Annotated in this window: 23 protein-coding genes; 16 read left to right on the forward strand and 7 right to left on the reverse strand. The window is 29.3% G+C overall.

Annotated elements, in window-relative coordinates; all coding sequences use genetic code 11:
- Window positions 1–57: 57 nt before the first annotated feature.
- Window positions 58–1971: an ABC-F family ATP-binding cassette domain-containing protein gene (locus RWY47_RS06775; protein WP_150842556.1), complete on the reverse strand. Its 1914-nt coding sequence runs from the start codon at window positions 1969–1971 to the stop codon at window positions 58–60.
- Between the two features lie 89 nt (window positions 1972–2060).
- A complete protein-coding gene (locus tag RWY47_RS06780; protein ID WP_021429060.1) occupies window positions 2061–2369 on the reverse strand; it encodes a hypothetical protein in 309 nt (102 codons plus the stop codon).
- 166 nt (window positions 2370–2535) lie between these two features.
- Here RWY47_RS06780 and RWY47_RS06785 point away from each other — a divergent pair, with 166 nt between their 5' ends.
- Window positions 2536–3417, forward strand: coding sequence for a YegS/Rv2252/BmrU family lipid kinase (locus tag RWY47_RS06785; protein WP_025162011.1), 882 nt, complete (start codon window positions 2536–2538; stop codon window positions 3415–3417).
- Window positions 3418–3497: 80 nt separating this feature from the next.
- Complete coding sequence (locus tag RWY47_RS06790; RefSeq protein ID WP_168931759.1) at window positions 3498–4700, forward strand: alanyl-tRNA editing protein; 1203 nt, start codon at window positions 3498–3500, stop codon at window positions 4698–4700.
- 14 nt (window positions 4701–4714) lie between these two features.
- Here the strand turns inward: RWY47_RS06790 and RWY47_RS06795 are convergent, their stop codons facing one another.
- Window positions 4715–5359, reverse strand: a complete 645-nt coding sequence (locus RWY47_RS06795) for a Crp/Fnr family transcriptional regulator (RefSeq protein ID WP_052169256.1) — start codon at window positions 5357–5359, stop codon at window positions 4715–4717.
- 74 nt (window positions 5360–5433) lie between these two features.
- Window positions 5434–6303: a LysR family transcriptional regulator gene (locus RWY47_RS06800; RefSeq protein WP_148550868.1), complete on the reverse strand. Its 870-nt coding sequence runs from the start codon at window positions 6301–6303 to the stop codon at window positions 5434–5436.
- 209 nt (window positions 6304–6512) lie between these two features.
- On the opposite strand from RWY47_RS06800, the gene RWY47_RS06805 reads away from it, so the two are divergent.
- From RWY47_RS06805 to RWY47_RS06850, 10 genes are all read left to right on the forward strand, one after another.
- Window positions 6513–7886: a hypothetical protein gene (locus RWY47_RS06805; RefSeq protein WP_150842558.1), complete on the forward strand. Its 1374-nt coding sequence runs from the start codon at window positions 6513–6515 to the stop codon at window positions 7884–7886.
- Between the two features lie 40 nt (window positions 7887–7926).
- Window positions 7927–9420 (forward strand): acetyl-CoA hydrolase/transferase family protein, encoded by a 1494-nt coding sequence (locus RWY47_RS06810; protein WP_168931757.1) that lies wholly within the window; start codon window positions 7927–7929, stop codon window positions 9418–9420.
- Between the two features lie 335 nt (window positions 9421–9755).
- The gene (locus tag RWY47_RS06815; protein ID WP_021429222.1) at window positions 9756–11426 is read left to right on the forward strand and encodes an acyl-CoA mutase large subunit family protein; all 1671 of its coding nucleotides are present in this window, start codon (window positions 9756–9758) and stop codon (window positions 11424–11426) included.
- A gap of 13 nt (window positions 11427–11439) precedes the next feature.
- On the forward strand, window positions 11440–11841 hold the full coding sequence (locus RWY47_RS06820; RefSeq protein WP_021429170.1) for a cobalamin B12-binding domain-containing protein: 402 nt from the start codon (window positions 11440–11442) through the stop codon (window positions 11839–11841).
- 13 nt (window positions 11842–11854) lie between these two features.
- Window positions 11855–12790 carry a methylmalonyl Co-A mutase-associated GTPase MeaB gene (gene meaB / locus RWY47_RS06825; protein WP_021429070.1) on the forward strand — a complete coding sequence of 312 codons (936 nt, stop codon included), beginning with the start codon at window positions 11855–11857 and terminating at the stop codon, window positions 12788–12790.
- A 15-nt stretch (window positions 12791–12805) separates the two neighbouring features.
- Window positions 12806–13216, forward strand: a complete 411-nt coding sequence (mce, locus tag RWY47_RS06830; protein WP_021429076.1) for a methylmalonyl-CoA epimerase — start codon at window positions 12806–12808, stop codon at window positions 13214–13216.
- 27 nt (window positions 13217–13243) lie between these two features.
- A complete protein-coding gene (mmdA, locus tag RWY47_RS06835) occupies window positions 13244–14791 on the forward strand; it encodes a methylmalonyl-CoA decarboxylase subunit alpha (protein WP_150842559.1) in 1548 nt (515 codons plus the stop codon).
- Between the two features lie 14 nt (window positions 14792–14805).
- Window positions 14806–15192 (forward strand): OadG family transporter subunit, encoded by a 387-nt coding sequence (locus tag RWY47_RS06840; protein ID WP_150842560.1) that lies wholly within the window; start codon window positions 14806–14808, stop codon window positions 15190–15192.
- 17 nt (window positions 15193–15209) lie between these two features.
- Entirely contained in the window at window positions 15210–15593 is a 384-nt protein-coding gene (locus RWY47_RS06845) for a biotin/lipoyl-containing protein (RefSeq protein ID WP_206198390.1), read from the forward strand.
- Between the two features lie 66 nt (window positions 15594–15659).
- Entirely contained in the window at window positions 15660–16814 is a 1155-nt protein-coding gene (locus tag RWY47_RS06850; protein ID WP_035780102.1) for a sodium ion-translocating decarboxylase subunit beta, read from the forward strand.
- A 79-nt stretch (window positions 16815–16893) separates the two neighbouring features.
- Here the strand turns inward: RWY47_RS06850 and RWY47_RS06855 are convergent, their stop codons facing one another.
- Together RWY47_RS06855 and RWY47_RS06860 are read right to left on the reverse strand one after the other, a co-directional pair.
- Window positions 16894–17154, reverse strand: coding sequence for a DUF1294 domain-containing protein (locus tag RWY47_RS06855; protein ID WP_025162018.1), 261 nt, complete (start codon window positions 17152–17154; stop codon window positions 16894–16896).
- A 108-nt stretch (window positions 17155–17262) separates the two neighbouring features.
- A complete protein-coding gene (locus tag RWY47_RS06860) occupies window positions 17263–17451 on the reverse strand; it encodes a hypothetical protein (RefSeq protein ID WP_021429162.1) in 189 nt (62 codons plus the stop codon).
- Between the two features lie 177 nt (window positions 17452–17628).
- On the opposite strand from RWY47_RS06860, the gene RWY47_RS06865 reads away from it, so the two are divergent.
- Genes RWY47_RS06865 through RWY47_RS06880 form a run of 4 tightly spaced genes read left to right on the forward strand, consistent with a single transcriptional unit; the run spans window position 17629 to window position 21630 of the window.
- The gene (locus tag RWY47_RS06865) at window positions 17629–18822 is read left to right on the forward strand and encodes an SIS domain-containing protein (RefSeq protein WP_150842562.1); all 1194 of its coding nucleotides are present in this window, start codon (window positions 17629–17631) and stop codon (window positions 18820–18822) included.
- A gap of 18 nt (window positions 18823–18840) precedes the next feature.
- Window positions 18841–19716 (forward strand): tagatose bisphosphate family class II aldolase, encoded by an 876-nt coding sequence (locus RWY47_RS06870; protein WP_150842563.1) that lies wholly within the window; start codon window positions 18841–18843, stop codon window positions 19714–19716.
- Window positions 19694–20632 carry a 1-phosphofructokinase gene (pfkB, locus tag RWY47_RS06875; protein WP_150842564.1) on the forward strand — a complete coding sequence of 313 codons (939 nt, stop codon included), beginning with the start codon at window positions 19694–19696 and terminating at the stop codon, window positions 20630–20632. The genes RWY47_RS06870 and pfkB overlap by 23 nt, the downstream gene beginning before the upstream one ends.
- Window positions 20633–20655: 23 nt before the next feature.
- Window positions 20656–21630, forward strand: coding sequence for an N-acetylglucosamine kinase (locus RWY47_RS06880; RefSeq protein WP_316030278.1), 975 nt, complete (start codon window positions 20656–20658; stop codon window positions 21628–21630).
- 26 nt (window positions 21631–21656) lie between these two features.
- Here RWY47_RS06880 and RWY47_RS06885 read toward each other — a convergent pair whose 3' ends face one another.
- The gene (locus RWY47_RS06885) at window positions 21657–22805 is read right to left on the reverse strand and encodes an AraC family transcriptional regulator (protein ID WP_224170721.1); all 1149 of its coding nucleotides are present in this window, start codon (window positions 22803–22805) and stop codon (window positions 21657–21659) included.
- Between the last annotated feature and the right edge of the window lie 85 nt (window positions 22806–22890).

Genomic DNA, 22890 nt, shown 5'->3' on the forward strand with positions numbered 1-22890 from the left:
CTTCTATATAATTGAAGATTAAAATAAATTAAAAAATGACCTTTAAAAGGTCATTTTTTAATTTATATTTTTATTACTATCTATTTCTTCAGCTAAGTTATTTAAATATTCCCATCTTTCATATTTAAATTCAAGTTCTTTTTCTAAATTTGATTTTTCATCAAGCATTTCTTGTAATTTAGTAAAATCAGTTGAATATTTATCTAAATTATCATCAATAGATTGAATTTTATTTTCAAGAGAAGATATATTATCATCTATAGTATCGAATTCTCTTTGTTCATTAAATGTGAATTTTAATTTTTTATTATTTTTAGGTTTTTCTTTTTTTACTTCGTTTTTAGGTTTTTCTTCAACAATTTCAATTTCGTCAGGTTGACTTTCTTTAAATATTAGATAATCACTATAGTTACCAGTAAAAATGTCTATTTCACCATTTCCGCTATATGCAAATATTTTATTACATATTCTATCTAGGAAATATCTATCATGAGAAACACATATAACTACGCCTGGAAACTCATCTAAATAATCTTCAAGTCTATTTAATGTTTCTATATCTAAGTCATTTGTAGGCTCATCTAAAAGAAGCACATTAGGTGCAGACATTAAGGTTCTTAAAAGATGAAGTCTACGTCTTTCTCCACCTGAAAGTTTTTTAATAAGTGTATATTGCATGGTTCCGTCAAATAAAAATCTTTCACACAATTGAGATGCAGTTATTTTTTGACCATCAGACGTTTCTATGTAATCACTAACTTCTTTAACATAATCTATAGCACGCATTTCTAAATTCATATGAGCATCATCTTGAGAGAAACAACCGATTTTTACTGTTTCACCAATTTCTATATGACCAGAGTCTGGATTTAATTTACCATTTAATATGTTTATTAAAGTTGATTTACCTATACCGTTTTTACCTATTATTCCAATTCTATCAGTTCTAGCAATTGCATACTCTAAATCGGTGATTAATTTTTTTTCTCCAAATGATTTAGATATATTATGAATTTCTATAATTTTTTTACCAAGTCTACTTGAGGCAGTAGTTATTTCAAGATTTTCATTATTTGATAATACCTCAGTATTGACAAGGTCATCAAATCGTTGAAGTCTAGCTTTTTGTTTAGTTGTACGAGCACGAGCTCCTCGTCTAACCCAAGCAAGTTCAGTTCTTATTAAGCTTTGTCTTTTTTGTTCCATGCTAGACTCTAGAGCTAATCTTTCCATTTTTTTCTCAAGAAATGCAGAATAATTTCCATCATAACTAAAAAGTCTACCCTTATCAAGTTCAACTATTCTATTTGTAACTCTATCTAAAAAATATCTATCATGAGTTATCATAAGTAATGATAAGTTTTTGTTATTTAAATATTCTTCTAGCCAGTCTATAGTATCATTATCTAAATGGTTTGTAGGTTCATCTAAAATTAACAGCTCACAAGGTGTTATAAGTGCTGACGCAAGTGATATTCTTTTTCTTTGACCTCCAGATAATTCAGCAATTTTTTGATTAAAATTAACGATACCAAGCTTTGTTAAAACTGATTTTGCTTCGCTCTCAAGGTCCCAAAGATTAAGAGCATCAATTTTTTCTTGTAATTTTATTAAATCATTATTTAAATTTTCATTAAAGTTTTCGCTTAAACTGTCCAATATACTTTGATAATCACGAAGAAGTTTCATTTCATTAGATGTTCCTTTAAAAACTTGCTCAAGAACTGTAGCATTTTCATCATAATATGGATTTTGAGGAAGGTATTCTATTCTAACTTTATTAGGTTTAGTTACAGTACCACTATCAGGTTCTTCTGCACCTGATATTATTTTAAGTAAAGTAGATTTACCAGTACCATTAACACCTATAAGGCCTATTTTTTCTCCATCATTTATTCCTAAAGATATATTGTTAACTAGTACTTTTTCAGAGTAACTCTTTGTTATATTTTCTAATGTAATTAAGTTCATTTTATCACCCTTATAGTTATTTTAATTTACTAAACTATTATAACAGTTTTTGTATTATATAGGAATTTAAAAAAAGAAAGATACAGTTTTTACTTACTAGTACCTTTCTTTTTAATAACTTTTTTCTTTTTTCTTTTTACTATGTATGACCTGTCAAATGAATCTAGAGTTTGTGTTTCAGTGTTATTGTTACTTTCAAGTCTGGCTTTACAAGTTATTCTAATTTCTGAAGCTAGAGCAAGCTCTTCTCCAAGTGCAACCAAAAAAGATCCCAATATCCCTAAATCCTCATCATCATCAATTTCTTGACCTATTATAGATGCGAATATCGCTACTAAAAACATATATTGGTTAGCAAATGAATTACAGTTATTATAGTAATTTGTTTGTTTGGACATACAACCTCCTTAAAAAATATATAATAACAGTATATGGATATATTATAAAAATGGAACAAAAAATTTAATATAAATATATTTTTATAATATAATTGCTTATAAGTAAACATAATATTAAAATAGATATAGAACTTGTTATATACATAATTGAAAAGTGGTGATGTAGATGAAAAAAATTAAGTTTATATACAATCCAAATTCTGGTGATAAAAAAATAGTGTACAAGCTAGATAGTATAATATCTAAATTTCAAGATAATGGATATACAATTGTGCCATATAGAGTATCTAAAAACAATACCATGGAAAAAGGGTTAGAAGATATTAAGGATAACTATGAGTATATTTTAGTTGCCGGAGGAGATGGAAGTATAGATAGACTTGTAAACTTCATGAAAAAAAACAATATAGATTTGCCAATTGCAATACTTCCTACAGGAACTGCAAATGATTTTGCAAATGTGCTTAAGATACCATTAGACATAAATTTAGCAATAGATAAGATAATTAATTCAAAACCTACAAATATAGATTTAGGAATTATTAATGAAGATTACTTTGTAAATATTGCAAGTTCGGGTATGTTTACAGATGTTTCACAAAGAGTAGATGAAAATCTAAAAAATTCTATAGGTAGAGTATCATATATAATAAAGGGAATAGAAGATGCACTTCATTTAAGAAAATTTAGTGTACATGTTAAGTCAAAAGAGTTAGAGTACGAAGGTGATATGTACTTGATTTTAGTTTTAAATGGAAGAACTGCAGGAAATATAAACTTAGCGCATTATGCTATGTTAGATGATGGATACTTAGATGTAATAATTTTTAAGGCAATGCCAATACCTAAAACTATTCCACTTCTTTTAGATATTATAAAAGGAGCACCTATAGATAAATACAATGAAATTATATATTTTAAAACAGATGATTTGTATATAGATTGTGAAGAAAATATAGTGACAGATATAGATGGAGAAAGAGGTCCTGATTTCCCTCTTCATATAAAATGTGATAAAGAAGGTATTAAGATATTAGGAATTGAATAAGGTAAATTATAAAAATCCACATTGATAGAAATGTGGATTTTAGTTTATACTTGTATATATCAAATAAAAAGGAGTACAAAATGGAAAAATTATATTACAAAGATCAATATATAAAAGAATTTACAGCAGAAATTGTTGATATAAAAGAAAAAGATTCTAATTTTCATATTCAATTAGATAAAACTGCTTTTTTCCCTGGAGGAGGAGGTCAGTTTTGTGATACTGGGAAAATTGATAATCACGAAGTAATAGATGTATATGAAGAAGATGGATTAGTATTTCATGTAACAAAAACTAAGCCTATAAAAGTACATAAAGTAAAATGTAGTATAGATTGGGAAAAAAGAGAAGATGGCATGAATCAACATTTTGGTCAACATGTCCTATCTGGATGCTTTTTCAAGTTATTTAATGCAAATACAGTAGGTTTTCACTTAGGACAAGATATTAGCACTGTAGATATACAAGGTTTTTTAACTGACGAACAAATTAAGGAAGCTGAAAATTTTGCAAATGAAATTATAAATAGAGATATATATGCAGAGTTTTTAACTCCTGATAAAAAAGAATTAAAAAAGATGGGATTAAGAAGAGATCTGCCTAAGACTAATGAACAAATAAGAGTTGTAAAAATAGGAGATTTAGATATAAATGCATGTTGTGGTGTACATCCAAGATCAACACTATCTCTTAGAATGATAAAAATAAAAAGATTTGAAAAATGTAGAAATGCTACTAGAATAGAGTATTTGGCAGGTAAAAGAGCAATTGAGTACAGCATGGACAGAGATAATTGTTTAAGTGATATATGTAGATACCTAAAGTGTGGAGATAAAGACGCTATTAATGGAATTAAGAACTTACATAAAAACCTAGAAGATACATTACAATATAATAAGAAAATAGAAAGTGAAATAGCTAGATATCAAGTTAAAGAAATGATAGATTTAGGAGAAAAAATAGGAGATATATCTTTAATTAAAAAAATATATGAAAATGAAAATATAAAATATGCATCTAAAATTGTTTCTAAGTTAGTTGAAAATGAAAACACAATAGCTTTAGTAGCAGTTAAAAATGAAGATAAAGTTAACTTTATATTTGCTACATCAAAAGGAATAGAAAAACTTGATATGAATGAGTTATTAAAGGATTCTATAAAGCTAGTAGATGGTAAAGGTGGAGGAAGTAAAGTTTTAGCCCAAGGAGCAGGAAAAAACAATGGAAATATAGATTCAATGTTTAATTATGCATCTATGAAAATATCAAATTTATTAAAATAACAGAGTAGGATTACCTACTCTGTTATTATATTCCTAAGTTTTTCTATATCAAGAAGCTTCACATAATCATTAGTATAATCAATTAGATTATCATTTTTCATATTTATAAACTCTCTAGATAAAGAAGGTCTAGGAACTCCTAAAGTTTCTGCTAGTTTTGTTTTAGTTTTAGGCATTTTTATAAAATTACTATTTTGTAAGTTATACTCATCAAGTAAGAAACTTACAATTTTTTGCCGGATGCTTACAAAAGAAATAGTTTTAACTGTTTTATTAAGTTCTACAATTTTATTTGTAATATCATTTAAAAATGATATTAATATATTTTTGTGATTAGAACAAAAGTCTATAAAGTCATATTTATCAATAAACATTACTTCAGTTTTTGAATTAGATACAACTGTAGCTGGATATATATTTATATCTGAAAAAGTTATGACCTCACCAAATAAATTTCCTTTTGAAAAAGATGACATTAAAATAATTTTATCACCAGGTAAAAATCTTTTAATATCAACACCGCCGTCTAAAATCAAACCTATAGAATTACAAGGATGACCTTCAAGGGCTATTATATCTTCCTTATTATAGCTTTTTATTGTATATTTAGAATCTTTAAATAAATCGAGTATTTCTTTTTTAGTTAAGTTTTTAAACATGATTCCACCTTATAAAAAAATTATTATTAGCCCAATTTAATTAAATTTAAGAATTTAAGATAGGCTTTAATAAATTATAACATAGAGTAGTATTCAACTGCAAAATCTCGAAATTCTTTTGCATATTTACTAATATAATTATCCGGATGCCAAGAAATATTTATGTATCTTTTACAAACAGGGTCTATAACTCTAAGCAACTTTAGAGAATCATCTGCATGTATACCCCATGAGATTTCAGGTATAAAACTTATACCGAGACCAGCAATAATCAATTGTTTAACTATTGAAGGTACATCACTTTCAAAGACTATAGTAGGATTAAAACCTGCATACTTGCAAAGTGAATAAGAAATAGTTCTAAAAGGTTTATTAGATTGAAAGCTTATAAAATTTTCATTTGCGATTTCTTCTAAAAATATAGTACTTTTAGTAGCAAGAGGATGGTTACTAGGCATACCTATAAATAATTCTTCTTCTAATAAGGTTATAGAAAATGGATCATGGACCTCATCTAATGTAGAGGATATACAAAAATCAAAATTTTTATAATCTATTTCACCGTCAACATGTTGAAGAAGTTTAAAGGTAGTGTCGGGATGAGCTTTTTTGAAGTTTAAAATTAAATTAGGCAAGGTGTTAGATCCAGCTAGAACTAAAAGCTTTATCTCCGGTTTTGATTGGTTGTTAGTATCGAGAAGTTCCTTAACTCCATTTTCTAAAATTGAAAGTGATTCATTAACCGTTTTTAAAAACATCTCTCCATTTGAATTTAAAATTATCTTTTTTCCATTTCTATCAAACAAATCGACGCCGATTTCTTTTTCTAATGAGTTAATAATTCTACTTAAAGCAGGTTGAACTATATGTAATTTTTTGGCGGCATTAGTCATATGTTGAGTTTTTGCAACTGTTTGAAAATATTTAAGATGAAGGAGTTCCATTTAATAAAATCACCATCCTAGATTATATAACAAATTTGATATAAATATATAACAAACTATGTATTATACATTTATTAAATACTTATATAGAATATTCTTAAAGGCAATATATTTACTAACTTAACAATATTTTATTCAATCAAGCAAATCAAATCATATCTAATTAACTTTCAGGAATTTACAATAAAAATTTAATAGGAGGAATGCATATGAGTTTTAATTTTGCAGATGTATTTTTAAGCCAATTTATGCTTATGTTCATAGCAATTGTCACGGGACTTATATTTGGAAAACTTAAGTTTGGAAAATTTAAGTTTGGTATATCAGGAGCATTATTCACAGGACTTATAATTGGATGGGGGGCTTTTAAATACGCAGCAAATGTACCTGAAGGTTCTCAAGCATTTAAGTCTGCACAAGAATTACTATCAGCAGGTGTAGTATCGAGTGATTTTTTTGAAATATTTTTAATATTATTTGTTTGTGCAGTAGGATTATTAGCAGCAAAAGATATGGGTATAGTATTAAAAAAATATGGCCTGAAATTTGTAGTACTTGGTATGATGATAACATGCACAAGTGCCGTAGCAACGTATGGAGCTACATTGTTTAGTGATGACTCAAATCCATATGAAGTATCTGGGGTGTACACTGGAGCACTTACAAGTTCACCAGGCTTAGCAGCGGCAATAGAAACAGCTAGGGGGCATGCAACTCAAAGAGTAGCAGAGTTTAACGATATGAACCTAGTAGAAAAAGAACAATTTCTAAAAATGGCGGGAATAAAAGATATACCAAAAGATTTAAATGAATTTCAATTAACAGATGATATAAAGCAACAGTATATAGTAAATGCAGAAGCAAGCATTGGAGCAGGTCATGCAATTGGATATCCATTTGGAGTATTGATAGTTATATTAGCTGTAAATTTCTTCCCAACAATATTTAAAATAGATGTAGAAAAAGAGAAATTGCAATATAAAAAAGAATTAGAGGATGCAAAGAAATCAAGCAACTCATCCAAAGAAATAAAAGAAAGTAAGTTTGATATTTTAGGATTTGTAATAGCATGTACATTCGGATATATAATTGGAAATATAAATATATATCTACCATTTATAGGCTATTTTAGCTTAGGTTCAACAGGTGGAGTTTTGATAGGATCATTAATACTAGGCTATATAGGTAAAGTTGGAAGTATAAGTTTCAGAATGGACTCAAAGGTTCTAGGCGTTATAAGAGATGTTGCATTAGCATTTTTCTTAGCGATTGTAGGATTAAGATATGGATACAAGGCTGTGGATGCGTTAGTAGGAGCTGGAGCATATCTAGGAATTGTTTCTGTAGTAGTTGGAACAGTAGGCATGATGGTTGGATTTTTCTTAGGTAAATATGTACTAAAGATCAATTGGCCAATGTTATCTGGAGCTATATGTGGAGGTATGACATCTACACCTGGACTAGGAGCAGCTGTTGAGGCTTTAGGCGGTGATGAACCAGCTGCAGGATATGGAGCAACGTACCCATTTGCGCTTTTAGGAATGGTTATTTTCACTATAATACTTCATAAATTACCGATGTAGTTATTGGATTTAAAATAAAATATGCTAGGAGGGGAAACTTATGGATAAAAGATTAAGATGTGATGAATTAAAAAGCAAAGTAATGAGTGCTAAAGAAGCCGCTAAATTATTTGAGGATAATATGGTTGTAGGAACTAGTGGATTTACACCTGCAGGATATCCCAAAGCAGTACCACTAGCTTTAGCTGATAGAGTAAAAAATGGAGAAAATATAGGTATTACACTTATAACTGGGGCATCTGTTGGACCAGAACTAGACGGAGCTTTAAGTGAACTTGGAATTATAAAAAGAAGGTATCCCTATCAAACAAATTCAAGTTGTAGAAACTCTATAAACAATTCATCTATAAATTATTCAGATATGCATTTAAGTCATACTCCACAATGGGTTAAGTATGGATTTTTTGGGAAGATGGATATAGCATTAGTAGAAGCAGTTGCTATAACAGAAGAAGGATATATAATTCCTTCTACATCAATAGGAAATTCAAATGTATTTGCAGAGTGTGCAGATAAAGTAATAATAGAAATAAATACATCTCAACCAATGGATTTAGAGGGAATACATGATATTTATAACTTAGAAGTTCCTCCAAATAGAAAGCCAATTCCATTAGTCAAACCTGATGATAAAATAGGAACTCCATATATTATTTGTAATAAAGATAAAATAGCAGCAATAGTATATACAGATATAAAAGATAAAACAAGACCTGTTGCACCTATTGATTCAGTATCAGAAAAAATGGCTAAAAATCTTATAAGTTTCCTAGAAAAAGAAGTAGAAGCTAAGCGACTTCCAAAAAATTTATTGCCTCTTCAGTCTGGAGTTGGAAGTGTAGCCAATGCAATTCTTGGAGGCCTGGTAGAATCAAAATTTGAAGACTTGGTAGTGTATTCAGAAGTAATACAAGATAGTGTTATAGATTTAATAGAGTGTGGAAAAGTAAAATTTGCATCGGGGACATCATTAACTATATCTCCAGAAAGACTAGACAATTTTTATGAGAATTTTAGTAAATATAAAGATAAATTAATTCTTAGACCTCAAGAGATAAGTAATAGTCCTGAAGTTGCTAGAAGATTAGGCGTAATAGCTATAAATACTGCAATAGAAGTAGATATATATGGAAATGTTAATTCAACTAATATAATGGGTAGCAGAATGATGAATGGAATTGGAGGATCAGGTGATTTTTCTAGAAATGGTTATTTAACTATTTTTACAACAGAATCAATAGCTAAGGATGGAAAAATATCTAGTATAGTGCCTATGGTATCACACCATGATCATACAGAACATGATGTAATGGTAATTGTAACAGAACAAGGTGTAGCAGATTTAAGAGGACTATCGCCAAAGGAAAGAGCAGAAGAAATAATAAAAAATTGTGCACATCCTGACTATAAAGATGCTTTATATGATTACTTCAATAGAGCTTGCGAAGGTAAGTATAAACATACACCACATATTTTAGAAGAATCTTTATCATGGCATAAAAAATTTCTAGATGATGGAAGTATGATTAAATAAAAATTAAAATTTTTTATTATAATAATGAAGAAAAATAAGTAATAGTTGCATTGTAAGTAGATAAATTCAATCAAAAGATACATGAATTGATTGAATTTATCTATATTTTCAAAATTAAAGTTTGACAGTATGAAAGATTAAATTTTGAAAATTTCAAATTTTAAAGTGGAATTCAGTGATGAAATAAAACTTGCATAAAAACGATTGCAATCTTAGGTAAAGGTATGTAATAATTTTAGTGAAGGGGTATTTATTAAAAATTTATATTAAAACTTAATATATATAATCTCTAAAAAATCATAATTGTTTAGAGATAAAGAATAGGGGGAGTTCATATGACGAAAAACAAGGAACAAATTCAAGAGAGCTTTAATAAATGGGAGGAAGGAAAAGTTAATAAGTCTATAGCTAGATTCCCAGAAAGAAAAGAAAAATTCGAGTTTGACACAGGGCAAGAAATGAAAAGGTTATATACACCATTAGATGCAGAATTTGATTATGAAAATGATCTAGGATATCCAGGACAGTATCCATATACAAGGGGTGTTCAACCTACAATGTATAGAGGAAAATTCTGGACTATGAGAATGTATGCTGGATTTGCAACAGCAGAAGAATCAAATAAAAGATATAAATATCTAATAGATCAAGGATCTATGGGGCTTTCAGTAGCATTTGACCTTCCGACTCAAATGGGTTATGACTCAGATGATGCAATATCAGAGGGAGAAGTTGGAAAAGTTGGAGTTTGTATAGATTCATTAGCAGATATGGAAATATTATTTGATGGTATACCTTTAGACAAGGTATCTACATCAATGACTATAAATGCACCAGCATCAGTACTTTTAGCAATGTACATAGCAGTTGCTGAAAAGCAAGGAGTTTCAGCTGACAAATTAAGAGGTACGATACAAAATGATATATTAAAAGAATATGTAGCAAGGGGAACATATATATTCCCAGTAAAACCATCCATGAGATTAATAACTGATATATTTGAATATTGTTCAAAAGAAGTACCTAAATGGAACACGATAAGTATATCAGGTTATCATATAAGAGAAGCAGGATCAAATGCAGTTCAAGAAGTAGCATTTACATTAGCTGATGGTATAGCATATGTAAATTCGGCAATACAAGCAGGTTTAAATGTAGATGACTTTGCACCTAGATTATCATTCTTCTTCAATGCACACAACAACTTATTAGAAGAGGTTGCAAAATTTAGAGCAGCAAGAAGAATATGGGCAAAAGTTATGAAAGAAAGATTTAAAGCGACTAATCCAAAATCATGGGCACTTAAGTTCCATACTCAAACAGCTGGTTGTACACTTACAGCACAACAACCTGAAAATAACATAGTCAGAGTGGCAATTCAAACATTAGCAGCAGTACTTGGAGGTACTCAATCATTACACACAAATTCAAAAGACGAAGCACTAGCACTTCCAACAGAAGATTCAGTAAGAGTAGCACTTAGAACACAACAAATTGTAGCACACGAAAGTGGAGTAGCAGATAGTATAGATCCATTAGCAGGTTCTTATTATGTAGAAAGTTTAACTAACCAAATAGAAGAAGAAGCATTAAAATTAATAGAAAAAATAGATGAATTAGGTGGCGCACCACAAGCTATAGAAAAAGGATTTATACAACAAGAAATAATGGATAGCGCATATAGATATCAAAAAGAAATTGAAAATAACGATAGAATTATAGTTGGAGTTAATAAATTCCAAATAGAAGAACAAGCTCCAAAAGGATTATTAAAAGTTGATCCAATGGTTGGAGAAAGACAAAAAGAAAAGATACAAGAACTTAAAGAAAGAAGAAATGGTGAAAAAGTTAAACAAGCTCTAGAAGCACTTAGAAAAGCTTGTAACTCTGATGAAAATGTAATGCCATATATATTAGAAGCAGTTAGAGAATATGCTACATTAGGAGAAGTTTGTGGCGTTATGAGAGAAGAGTTTGGTGAATATAAACAAACGGTTATGATATAGGGGGTATATTGATATGAGACCAATAAGAGTATTAGTTGCAAAACCAGGATTAGATGGACATGATAGAGGAGCTAAAGTAATAGCAAGAGCATTAAGAGATGCTGGTATGGAGGTTATATATACAGGGCTTAGACAAACTCCAGAACAAATTGTAGCAGCAGCTATACAAGAAGACGTTGATGTTGTTGCAATGAGTATATTATCAGGAGCTCATAACCACTTACTACCAAAAGTTGTAGAATTGTTAAATGAAGAAGAAGCTGATGATATATTAGTAATAGGTGGAGGAGTAATTCCTGAAGATGATATTCCATACTTAAAAGAAAAAGGAATTGCAGAAATATTTACTCCAGGAACTCCAACTTCAATGACTATAGACTTTATTAGAGAGAATCTTAAAAGAGCATTAGCTTAAAAAGGAGATAAATATGAAAGATATAGTGAATAGGGTACTAGAAGGCAAAAAAAGAGATTGTGCTAGACTTATCACTATTGTAGAAAATGAGCAGCCTGGATATGAAGATGCTTTAAAAGACATATATAAACACACTGGAAGGGCCTATGTTATAGGGATAACAGGTCCTCCTGGTGCTGGAAAATCTACTTTAACTGATAAGTTAGTTAAACTTATAAGAAAAGAGGGTAAAAAAGTAGGAATTATAGCAATAGATCCAACAAGTCCCTTTACAAAAGGAGCTATACTTGGGGATAGAATCAGAATGAATGACTTAAATACAGATAAAGATGTATTTATAAGATCTATGGGAACAAGAGGAAGTTTAGGTGGACTATCTAATGCAACTCAAGCTGCTATAAAAGTTTTAGATGCTTATGGATGTGATTATATATTTATAGAAACTGTAGGGGTTGGCCAATCAGAAATAGATATAGTTAAAACTGCAGACACAACTCTTATTGTCATGGTACCAGGATTAGGTGATGATATACAGGCAATAAAAGCTGGAGTTATGGAAATTGCGGATGTATTTGCAGTAAATAAGGCAGATAAAGATGGGGCAAAGAGAACATCATTAGAGATAGAAATGATGTTAGACTTTAAGAAAGATTGGGAATTTAGACCACCTGTAAGTTTAGCTATTGCTGAAACTGGTGATGGAGTAGATAAAGTTTATGAAAATATATTGAAACATAGGAAGTTTTTAGAAGAAAGTAATAAATTAAATGAAAAAAGATTAGAAAGAAATAGAATTGAAGTTAAGGAATTAGTCCAAAAGAAAGTATCTAGTTTAGTTAAAAATTTAGAGTATACAAAAGAGGTTGATGATTTATTATTAAAAACTATAAGTAAAGAAATTGACCCATACTCTATAAGTAATATGTTATTTGAAAAAGTTACAAAATAACAAGGGGGAGTAGTTATGGATATATTAAGAGTTGATCATGTAGGAATAGCTGTTAATAACTTAGAGGAAACTTTAAAGTTTTATGAAGATGTATTGGGATTAAAATGTCAAGGGACTGAAATTGTTGAAGATCAAAAGGTAAAAGTAGCTTTTTTACCAGTTGGAGATACAGAACTTGAACTATTAGAATCTACAACAGAAGATGGACCAATAGCTAAATTTATAGCAAAAAATGGTGGACGTGGAGGAATACAACACGTTGCAGTTAGAGTTGACAATATAGAAAAAGCTATAGAAGAAGTTAAGGCTAAGGGATATAAAATGATAGATGAAAAACCAAGATATGGAGCTGGTAATGCTAAAATAGCATTTTGCCACCCAAAAGGAACAGATGGAGTTTTATTAGAACTAAGTGAAAGAAACTAAATATAACAAAAATTTGGGGGTGATTTTGTGTCACAAGAAAAGTTAAATTTACTTTATGAAAAAAGACATAAAATAGAACAAGGTGGGGGACAAAAAAGAATAGATAAACAACATTCATCAGGCAAATTAACTGCAAGAGAAAGATTAAATCAATTATTTGATGAAAATACATTCGTTGAATTAGATGCATTTGTAAAACATAGATGTACAAACTTTGGAATGGAAAATAAAGAAATACCAGGAGAAGGTGTAGTTACAGGATATGGTAAAGTGGAAGGAAGATTAGTTTGTGCATTTGCACAAGACTTTACTGTGCTTGGCGGGTCACTGGGAGAAATGCATGCTAAAAAAATTGGAAAAGTTATGGATACTGCTTTAAAGCTAGGGGCACCTGTTGTTGGACTTAATGATTCAGGTGGGGCTAGAATTCAAGAAGCTGTTGATGCACTTGCAGGATATGGAGAAATATTTTATAAAAACACAATTGCATCAGGTGTAGTTCCTCAAATTTCTGCAATAATGGGGCCTTGTGCAGGAGGCGCTGTTTATTCTCCAGCATTAACAGACTTTGTATATATGGTAGATAAGACTAGCCAAATGTTTATAACAGGACCTCAAGTTATAAAAACTGTTACTGGAGAAGAAGTAACAGCTGAAGAATTAGGAGGAGCATCAACTCATAATACAACTTCTGGAGTTGCTCACTTTATGGCTTCAAATGATGAAGATTGTATAGCTCAAATAAGAAAATTATTATCGTTTCTACCTTCCAACAACTCTGAAAAAGCACCTATAGTAGAATGTCAAGATGATCCAAATAGAAAAAATGATGATTTAAATAGTATAATACCAGATGGTTCAAATAAACCATATGATATGAAAGAAATTATATATGAAATAATAGACGATGGTGATTTTTATGAAGTTCAACCATTCTTTGCTCAAAATATAATAACAGGTTTTGCAAGAGTAAATGGTGAAAGTATCGGAATAATTGCAAATCAACCAAAGATTATGGCTGGATCACTTGATATAAATGCATCAGATAAATCATCAAGATTTATAAGAACTTGTGATGCATTTAATATACCTATACTTAGTTTAGTTGACGTACCAGGATTTTTACCAGGAACATCTCAAGAATATGGAGGTATAATCCGTCATGGTGCAAAAATGCTTTACGCATATAGTGAGGCTACAGTTCCTAAAATTACATTAATAACTAGAAAAGCTTATGGTGGTTCATATCTTGCAATGTGTTCTAAAGATTTAGGAGCTGATATGGTATTTGCTTGGCCAACAGCAGAAGTTGCAGTTATGGGACCTAGTGGAGCTGCCAATATAATATTTAAAAACGATATTAAAAATGCTAAAGATCAAAAAGAAATGAGAGAAATTAAGATAAAAGAATATACAGATGAATTTGCAACTCCATATAAGGCGGCTGAAAGAGGATATATAGATGATGTAATAGAACCTTCATTATCTAGAATAAGAATAGCAGATGCTATTGATACATTAGCATCTAAGCGTGAAGAGAGACCTCCTAAAAAACATGGAAATATACCTTTATAGGAAGGTGGTAAATTATGAATATTAGCCAATTATTAGAAGCTCTAAAAGATCCTTCAGCTTCAATTTCAATAGGGGAAAAACTTTTAGCGGGAGTTTGTGTAGCAATTCTTTCAATGGTAGTAGTTTTTATAGTTTTAATTATAATATCTCTTATAATAAAAATATTGCAAATAGATAGAACTGAAAAACAAAAAACAGTAGCTGACGTAGAACCAATTCAAGAAGCCTCAATTGAAAATAAAAGTAGTAATGAAAATATAGAAGAGTTAGTTTCAGTTATAACTGCATCAATTGCAGCAGCTACAGGAAATAGCACAAATAATATAATAGTTAGAAAAATACAAAGAACTAATAATAATAAATCAAGTTGGGAAAGAATGCCTAAAAATATTACAAAGTAAAACAGGGGGAGTTTACGATGATAAAAAAATATAATATAACTGTAAATGGAAATACATACGAAGTAGAGGTGGAAGAGCTAGGCAGTCAGGCATCTGTGCAAAGACCACAAGTAGCAACTCAACAAGTACAGCCACAAGCAGCGCCAAAAGCGCAACCTAAGCAAACTCAAAATGCACCATCTGCTGGAGGAGGAACTATATCAGCACCTATGCCAGGAACAATAAATGATGTACGTGTAAAAGTTGGAGATAGTGTTAAAAAAGGGCAAGTATTATTAATACTTGAAGCTATGAAAATGGAAAATGAAATAATGGCAAGTTCTGATGGTACAGTTAAGTCAGTTGATGTATCAAAAGGAGCGTCTGTAAGCGCAGGGGATGCTTTAATAACTATAGGTTAAATAATTACAAATTTTTAAAAGGGGGACTTACCCGTGGGAGAAGTTATTAATAATTTTATTCAATCAATGGGTATTGTTAATATGGATTGGCGACAAATTGTAATGATATTAATCGCCTGTGTATTATTATATTTAGCAATAGCAAAAGGATTTGAACCGTTATTATTAGTGCCTATAGCTTTTGGTATGTTACTTACAAATCTTCCATTAGCAGGTGCTATGAACACACCAATTTCATCTATAAATGATGTTTCACTTACACAAGAATCAATAAATGGATCAATTGCAACCAAGACTCCGGGGGGATTACTTTACTATCTATACCAAGGATGTAAACTGGGTATATTCCCACCGTTAATATTCTTAGGAGTTGGAGCAATGACGGACTTTGGACCAATGATATCTAATCCAAAAAGTATATTATTAGGTGCTGCAGCACAGTTTGGAATATTTTTTACATTTATAGGTGCACTAGCTTTAGGCTTTACAGGGTTAGAAGCATCTTCTATAGGAATTATAGGAGGAGCAGATGGACCAACTGCAATTTATTTAACAACAAAGCTAGCACCTCACTTATTAGCACCGATAGCTGTTGCAGCGTATTCGTATATGGCTTTAGTTCCAATAATACAGCCACCTATAATGAAAGCTTTAACAACTAAGGAAGAAAGAAATATAATAATGAAACAATCAAAGCCAGTATCTAAAAAAGTTAAAATTATATTTCCTATAGTAGTTACTATAGTAGTATCTTTATTATTACCATCAGCAGCTACATTAATAGGATTACTAATGTTTGGTAATTTACTTAAAGAGTGTACAGTTACTGATAGACTTTCAGATACGGCAACTAATGCTTTAATGAATATAATTACAATATTTTTAGGGTTATCTGTTGGCGCATCAGCAGAAGCTCAAGTTTTCTTAAGTGCACAAACTATAAAAATATTTGCACTTGGAATAATTGCATTTAGTATAGGAACAGGATCGGGAGTACTTTGTGCTAAGTTTATGAATAGATTTACAAAGGATAAAGTAAATCCACTTATAGGAGCAGCTGGAGTATCTGCAGTACCTATGGCAGCAAGAGTTGCGCATAAGGTAGCTCAAGAAGAAAATCCAGGAAACTTTATACTTATGTACGCTATGGGACCTAATGTTGCAGGTGTAATAGGATCTGCTGTGGCAGCCGGAATATTACTAAGTTTATTCGGAGGCTAAAACAAAAAGGATGTCTTAAAATATTTTAAGACATCCTTTTTAGAATTAAGGAAATTATATTTACTAAAAATGTGCTAATCTATAAAACTAAAAAATAATATAAAACTATATTAATTATTATACAAATAGGAACTCCTATAGTAAATTTAGTATGTTTTGTTTTATGTCTAAATGTATACATTCCTAGATATGTACCTATTGATCCTCCAATTAAAGATAAAGTCATAAGGGTTGATTCAGGAATTCTCCATTCATGTTTAATTGCTCTTTGTTTATCTATGTACATAAGTAAAAATGATATACAGGATATAATTAAAAAATATATGTTGAAAATTTTCATTATAACCTCCTCATAAATTTATTTAAACATTTAAATCATATCACAAAAACAAAAAAATCAAAATAAAAACTAGATTATAAAATATAATCTAGTTTTTATTTTTGTGAATTAAACAATAGGTTCTTTAACTTTGTTATTATAAATTTCATTTTCTATATCTGAATCTAAAAAAATTGAATTTAAAATTTCTGGGTTTTGACAATCTAAAATTAAATCAACTTTTTTGATCAATTCACATCCAACTGTATAAATATCATTGTTTCTTTCAGCTTTGTTTGAAGTTAATAAATAAAACATAATTATCCTCCTAATAACTTGTAATAGGAGGATTGACAATTGAATTAATAATTATTCAATAAATATAAAAATTGATAAAAACGTATAAAAGTACAAAACGTAAGTACGAAATTGCAAATACTTATTAAACTTAAATCAATACAATATTAATATAAAGAATAATAAGGAGGAGTACAATTGGAAGCTGTATCTAAAAAAATATTGGGGATAGACATAGAAACACTAGAATCTTGTAAGGGATTAAACACTGCAAAAGAAATATCACAGCAAGCTAGAGTATGGAGAGAGGCTGCAAGTAATTTATATGACAATAGGGGTGATATAAAAAAATTTATTGAAGATGTTACTAGTAAAAAAAATTGCAGAATTATATTAACAGGTGCTGGAACATCTGCATTTGCAGGAGAAACTTGCGAACCTTATTTAACGAAATTATTAAACAAAAAAGTGGAAGCAATAGCTACAACAGACTTAGTTGCAAATCCTAGTAATTATCTTATAAAAGATATACCAACTATTTTAGTTTCATTTGCAAGATCAGGTAATTCACCAGAGAGTGTACACGCAGTAAAATTAGCAAATGAAATTATAGATGATTTATACCAAATCATAATAACTTGTAATGAAAATGGAAAATTGGCATTAAATACGAAAGATGATGAAAAAAGTTTATTACTTCTTATGCCATCAGAGACAAATGATTTAGGCTTTGCAATGACAAGTAGTTTTACAACTATGGTTTTAAGTTGTTTAGGAGTATTTAATATTGAAGAAATTGAAATGTTTATAGAAGATATAAAAAATCTTTCAAAATCTGTAGAAAAATTTATAGAAACAAATTTAGAATCAATAGATAAACTAGCAAAAGAAAAATTTGAAAGAATAATATATTTAGGTTCTGGAACAAGTAAAGGTATAGCTAGGGAGAGTGCACTGAAAGTTTTAGAGCTAACAGCTGGTAAAGTAAATGCAAGTTATGATACGCCTTTAGGTTTTAGACATGGGCCTAAATCCGTTATAAACGATGAAAGTATAACTGTAATTTATATATCAAATGAAAATTACACTAGGCTTTATGATTTAGATTTGGCTAAAGAAATGTTAGCGCATAGAAAAAAAGATAAAGTTGTATTAATAGGCTCAAACATAAATCAAAATTTAAAAGACAAAGCTGATTATGTATTTAATATAGAAAATATTGATTACAACATAGAAAATGAAGCCTTACTTCCATTACAACAAATAATATTTGGTCAGATATTATCATTTTTAAAATCTAAAGAGTTAGGAATTACACCAGATAATCCATGTCCAACAGGAGAGGTAAACAGAGTAGTACAAGGGGTTATACTACATGATTTAAATAAATAAAAATAGGGGGAAAGGAATATGAGTTTGTTATCAACTAAAGAAATTTTAATAAAAGCTCAAAAAGAGGGATACGCAGTTCCGGCTTTTAATATACACAATTTAGAGACAATACAAGTTGTTTTAGGTGCAGCTAGAAACTTGAAATCACCAGTTATTTTAGCTGCGACTCCATCAACTGTAAAGTATGCAGATGAGAACTACCTTTTAGCTATAATTGAAAAAGCAAGTGAGCTAAACAATATACCATTAACATTTCATCTAGATCATCATGAAAATGTAGAAGACATAAAAAGAATAATAAAGCTTGGTTGCAAATCAGTTATGATAGATGCATCGAAGCACGAGTTTAGAAAGAATATAGAAATTGTAAAAGATGTAGTTGAATTCGCTCATTTATATGGAGCTACTGTAGAAGCTGAACTAGGAAAGCTAGGTGGAATAGAGGATGATTTAAATGTAGATGAAAAAGATGCATTTTTAACAGATCCAAAAGAAGCGTATGAATTTGTAAAAAGAACAGGAGTTGATTCACTAGCAGTTGCAATTGGAACAGCTCATGGACTTTATAAAAGTGAACCTAAATTAGACTTTGATAGATTAGAAAAAATTAAAAATATGGTTGAGGTACCATTAGTTCTTCATGGTGCGTCTGGAGTACCTTATGAATCAGTTCAAAAATCAATTGAAAAAGGTATATGTAAAGTAAATATAGCAACAGAACTTAAAATACCTTTTTCAAATGCTATAAAAGAATATTTTAATGAAAATCCTAATGCATCTGATCCAAGACAATATCTAGTGCCTGCAAAGAATGCTATGTATGATGTTGTAGTTGAAAAAATAAAGATGTGTAAGAGCGAGAATAAAGCACATGATATCAGTTATAACATTTAATCCATCTATAGATAGATTATATAAATTAGATAAATTTGAAATTGGTTCTGTTCAAAGAGCTGATTTAGTTAACCCAACTGCAGGCGGAAAAGGGTTAAATGTAGCAAAAGTTCTAAGGAAGCTTGGAGAAGATGTTAATTGTATAGGATTTTTAGGTGGATTTAATGGTGAATATATAAAATATAAATTAAAAGATATAGGAATAGAAAACAAATTTACACCTATACAAGAAGAGACTAGAATTTGTTTAAATATAATGGATTCAAACAATGTAAGTACAGAGGTGTTAGAAAAAGGTCCAAATATAAGTAAAGAAGAAATTAATAGATTTGAAAAAGACTTAGAAGAAGTTTTAAAAGATACACGTGTTTTAGTTGCATCAGGTAGCTTAGCAAAGGGCTTGCCAATAGATTATTATTTTAAAATTGGAGAAATATGCAATCAAAGAAATATAAAGTTTATCTTAGATAGTAGTGGGGAAAGTCTTAGATTAGGGATGAACTCAAGTCCATATCTTATAAAACCTAATATTGATGAACTAGAAAATTTAAGTGGAGCAAAAATAAAAAGTATAGAGGATATTGTAAGTGTAGCAGAAAGTATGCTTTCAAGTGGAGTAAAAAATATATGTGTATCAATGGGAAAAGATGGAATGGTATTTATAAATAAAGATTATATATATAAAGTTGAAATACCTAAAATAGAGGTTATAAACCCTGTTGGAAGTGGGGATTCTAGTATAGCTGGTTTTGCTTTAGGAATAGCTAAAGGTTATGATTTAGAAAATACTTTGAAATTAGCAAATGCATGTGGAATGTCAAATGCAATGAACATATCGACAGGATCTATAAATTTAGATGATATTAATAAATTTATAGATGAAATTGAAGTAAATGAATATGTTAAAAAAACTTAATCTACCAATATAGGAGGGCGTATATGTATTATATAGGGGTAGACGGTGGAGGTACAAAAACTACATTTACCATGATAAATAATATGGGGGAAAAAATTACACAATATACAACGAAAACGACTCATTATGAGCAAGTAGGATTTGATGGATTAGAAGATACATTGAACGAAGGATTAAGTAAAATTATAGAAAAATCAAACGTAGATATTGATAAAATAGATAGTGTTTTTCTTGGTATTCCTGGATATGGAGAAGTTAAAAGTGTTGTGAAAAAAATAAATTGTATATGTGAACGAGTATTTAATAAAATTGACTTTAGAATTGGAAATGATGTAGAAGCTGGATTTGAAGGTTCTCTAGCAGGTAAACCTGGAATAAACATAGTTAGTGGAACGGGCTCGATTGCACTTGGAAAAGATTTATATGGAAATACAATAAGATGTGGTGGATGGGGAGATTATGTAGGAGATGAAGGATCTGCACATTGGATAGGAAAAAAAACTATCGAAGTATTTTCAAAAGAAGCTGATAAAAGACTAAATAGAGGTTTGATTTATGAAAAAGTTAGGGAATACTTAGCTATAGATGATGATTTTGAAATAATTGACTATATTTTAAATAAAATAAATAAAGATAGAACTCAAATTGCACAGTTTTCTAAAATATGTTTTGAAAGTGCTAAATTAAATGATGAAAATGCATTAGATATATTTAACTTAGCTGGATATGAGCTTAGTTTATTAGTAAAGATGATAATAAATGAATTGGAATTTGAAGATGAAATAACTATATCTTATTCAGGGGGAGTATTTAAAAGTGGAGACTTAATTATTAACCCGATAAAAAATAATTTAAAGGGATATAATGTAAAGCTTATAAAACCTATATTGGAACCAGATATGGGAGCGTGTTTACTAGCTTATAAAATAAAAAATAATCATGTAAGTAATGAAGTTTTAAATAATATGATTAATAAAACTGAATATAGTTTTTCATAAAATAAGGAAGGTAATTTTACCTTCCTTTACTTATATATAGATTTGGAATATTCAGTGGGGGATATTCCAAAATGAGATTTAAATTTACGGGAAAAATAATGAATGGAAGAAAAACCTAATAACTCAGAAATTTGACTAAATGTATAACTTGAACTTTTTATAAGTTCTTTACTTTTCTTTAGTTTTATATCGTTTATATAATTGTTAACTGTTCTATTTGTATTTTTTTTAAATAGAGAATGTAAGGTTGTACTACTTATACAAAATTCATTACATAATGTACTTATGTTTATTTTTTTATTAATGTTTTTATCAATATATTTTAAAATATTATTTAACTGATCGTCTTCATAAGATTGTTGCATATGTGTAGTTGGTTTGTGCTGGCCTTGTAAGTTTTTAAATCTTAAAGTATTTATAATAAGTTGCTTTAAGTAACAAAGTGATAGGTCATCAGAATATATATCTTGATTTGATAACTCATTAATAAGGTTTTGAATAATATGATGTGAATCGCGGTTTAATGTAAATACTTTATTGCATAGAAACTCATAATCATTAAAATCCATATTAAAATTTATGGTTAGATACGAACACGTATTTTCTTCTATTGTATACTGGTTATGAAATTGAAGAGGTGCATAAAATATCAAATCACCTTGCTTTAGAGTATAAGAGTTTTTATCTATATCTGTATTTAATACTCCCTTATCTACATAAGTAAGTTCCCAATAAGGATGTGATTCTCCTTTGAAGATATAACTACAACCTTTTTCTTGATAAAATTTGGTATAAATTTCTTTTATATGTAATGAAGGAGATATAGAAGAGTATACGTAATCGTGTGTTAAAGGTATTGAATTAAATTTATATGAAGGTTTTGATATATATATTGAAGACTTATCTGATATCGATATAAAGTTGAAATGAAGTCCTTTTTTTAACATTATAGGTCTATTAACTATAAACGAGTTTAAGCTAGAAGAATCAAATGACACTAAAATCATAACAACGCCAGATAAAACTTTTATAAAAACCTCATCGTTTGTTAAAACTTTTAAATCACTAATACTCTTATTTGTAAAATTATGAAGATAAGAGTTATCAATTTCATTATAAGTATTTATTACTTCTCCAAAAAATTTAAACTTAGGAGATGTGATTTTATCAAACATAACAACCTCCAATTATAGGATATAATATATATTATATGAATGTTAAATACTAAATACTATAATTATAGGATTAAAATATTTTGTA

Source organism: Paraclostridium sp. MRS3W1, assembly GCF_032465715.1.
In the GTDB taxonomy this organism is placed as follows: Bacteria; Bacillota; Clostridia; order Peptostreptococcales; family Peptostreptococcaceae; genus Paraclostridium; species Paraclostridium dentum.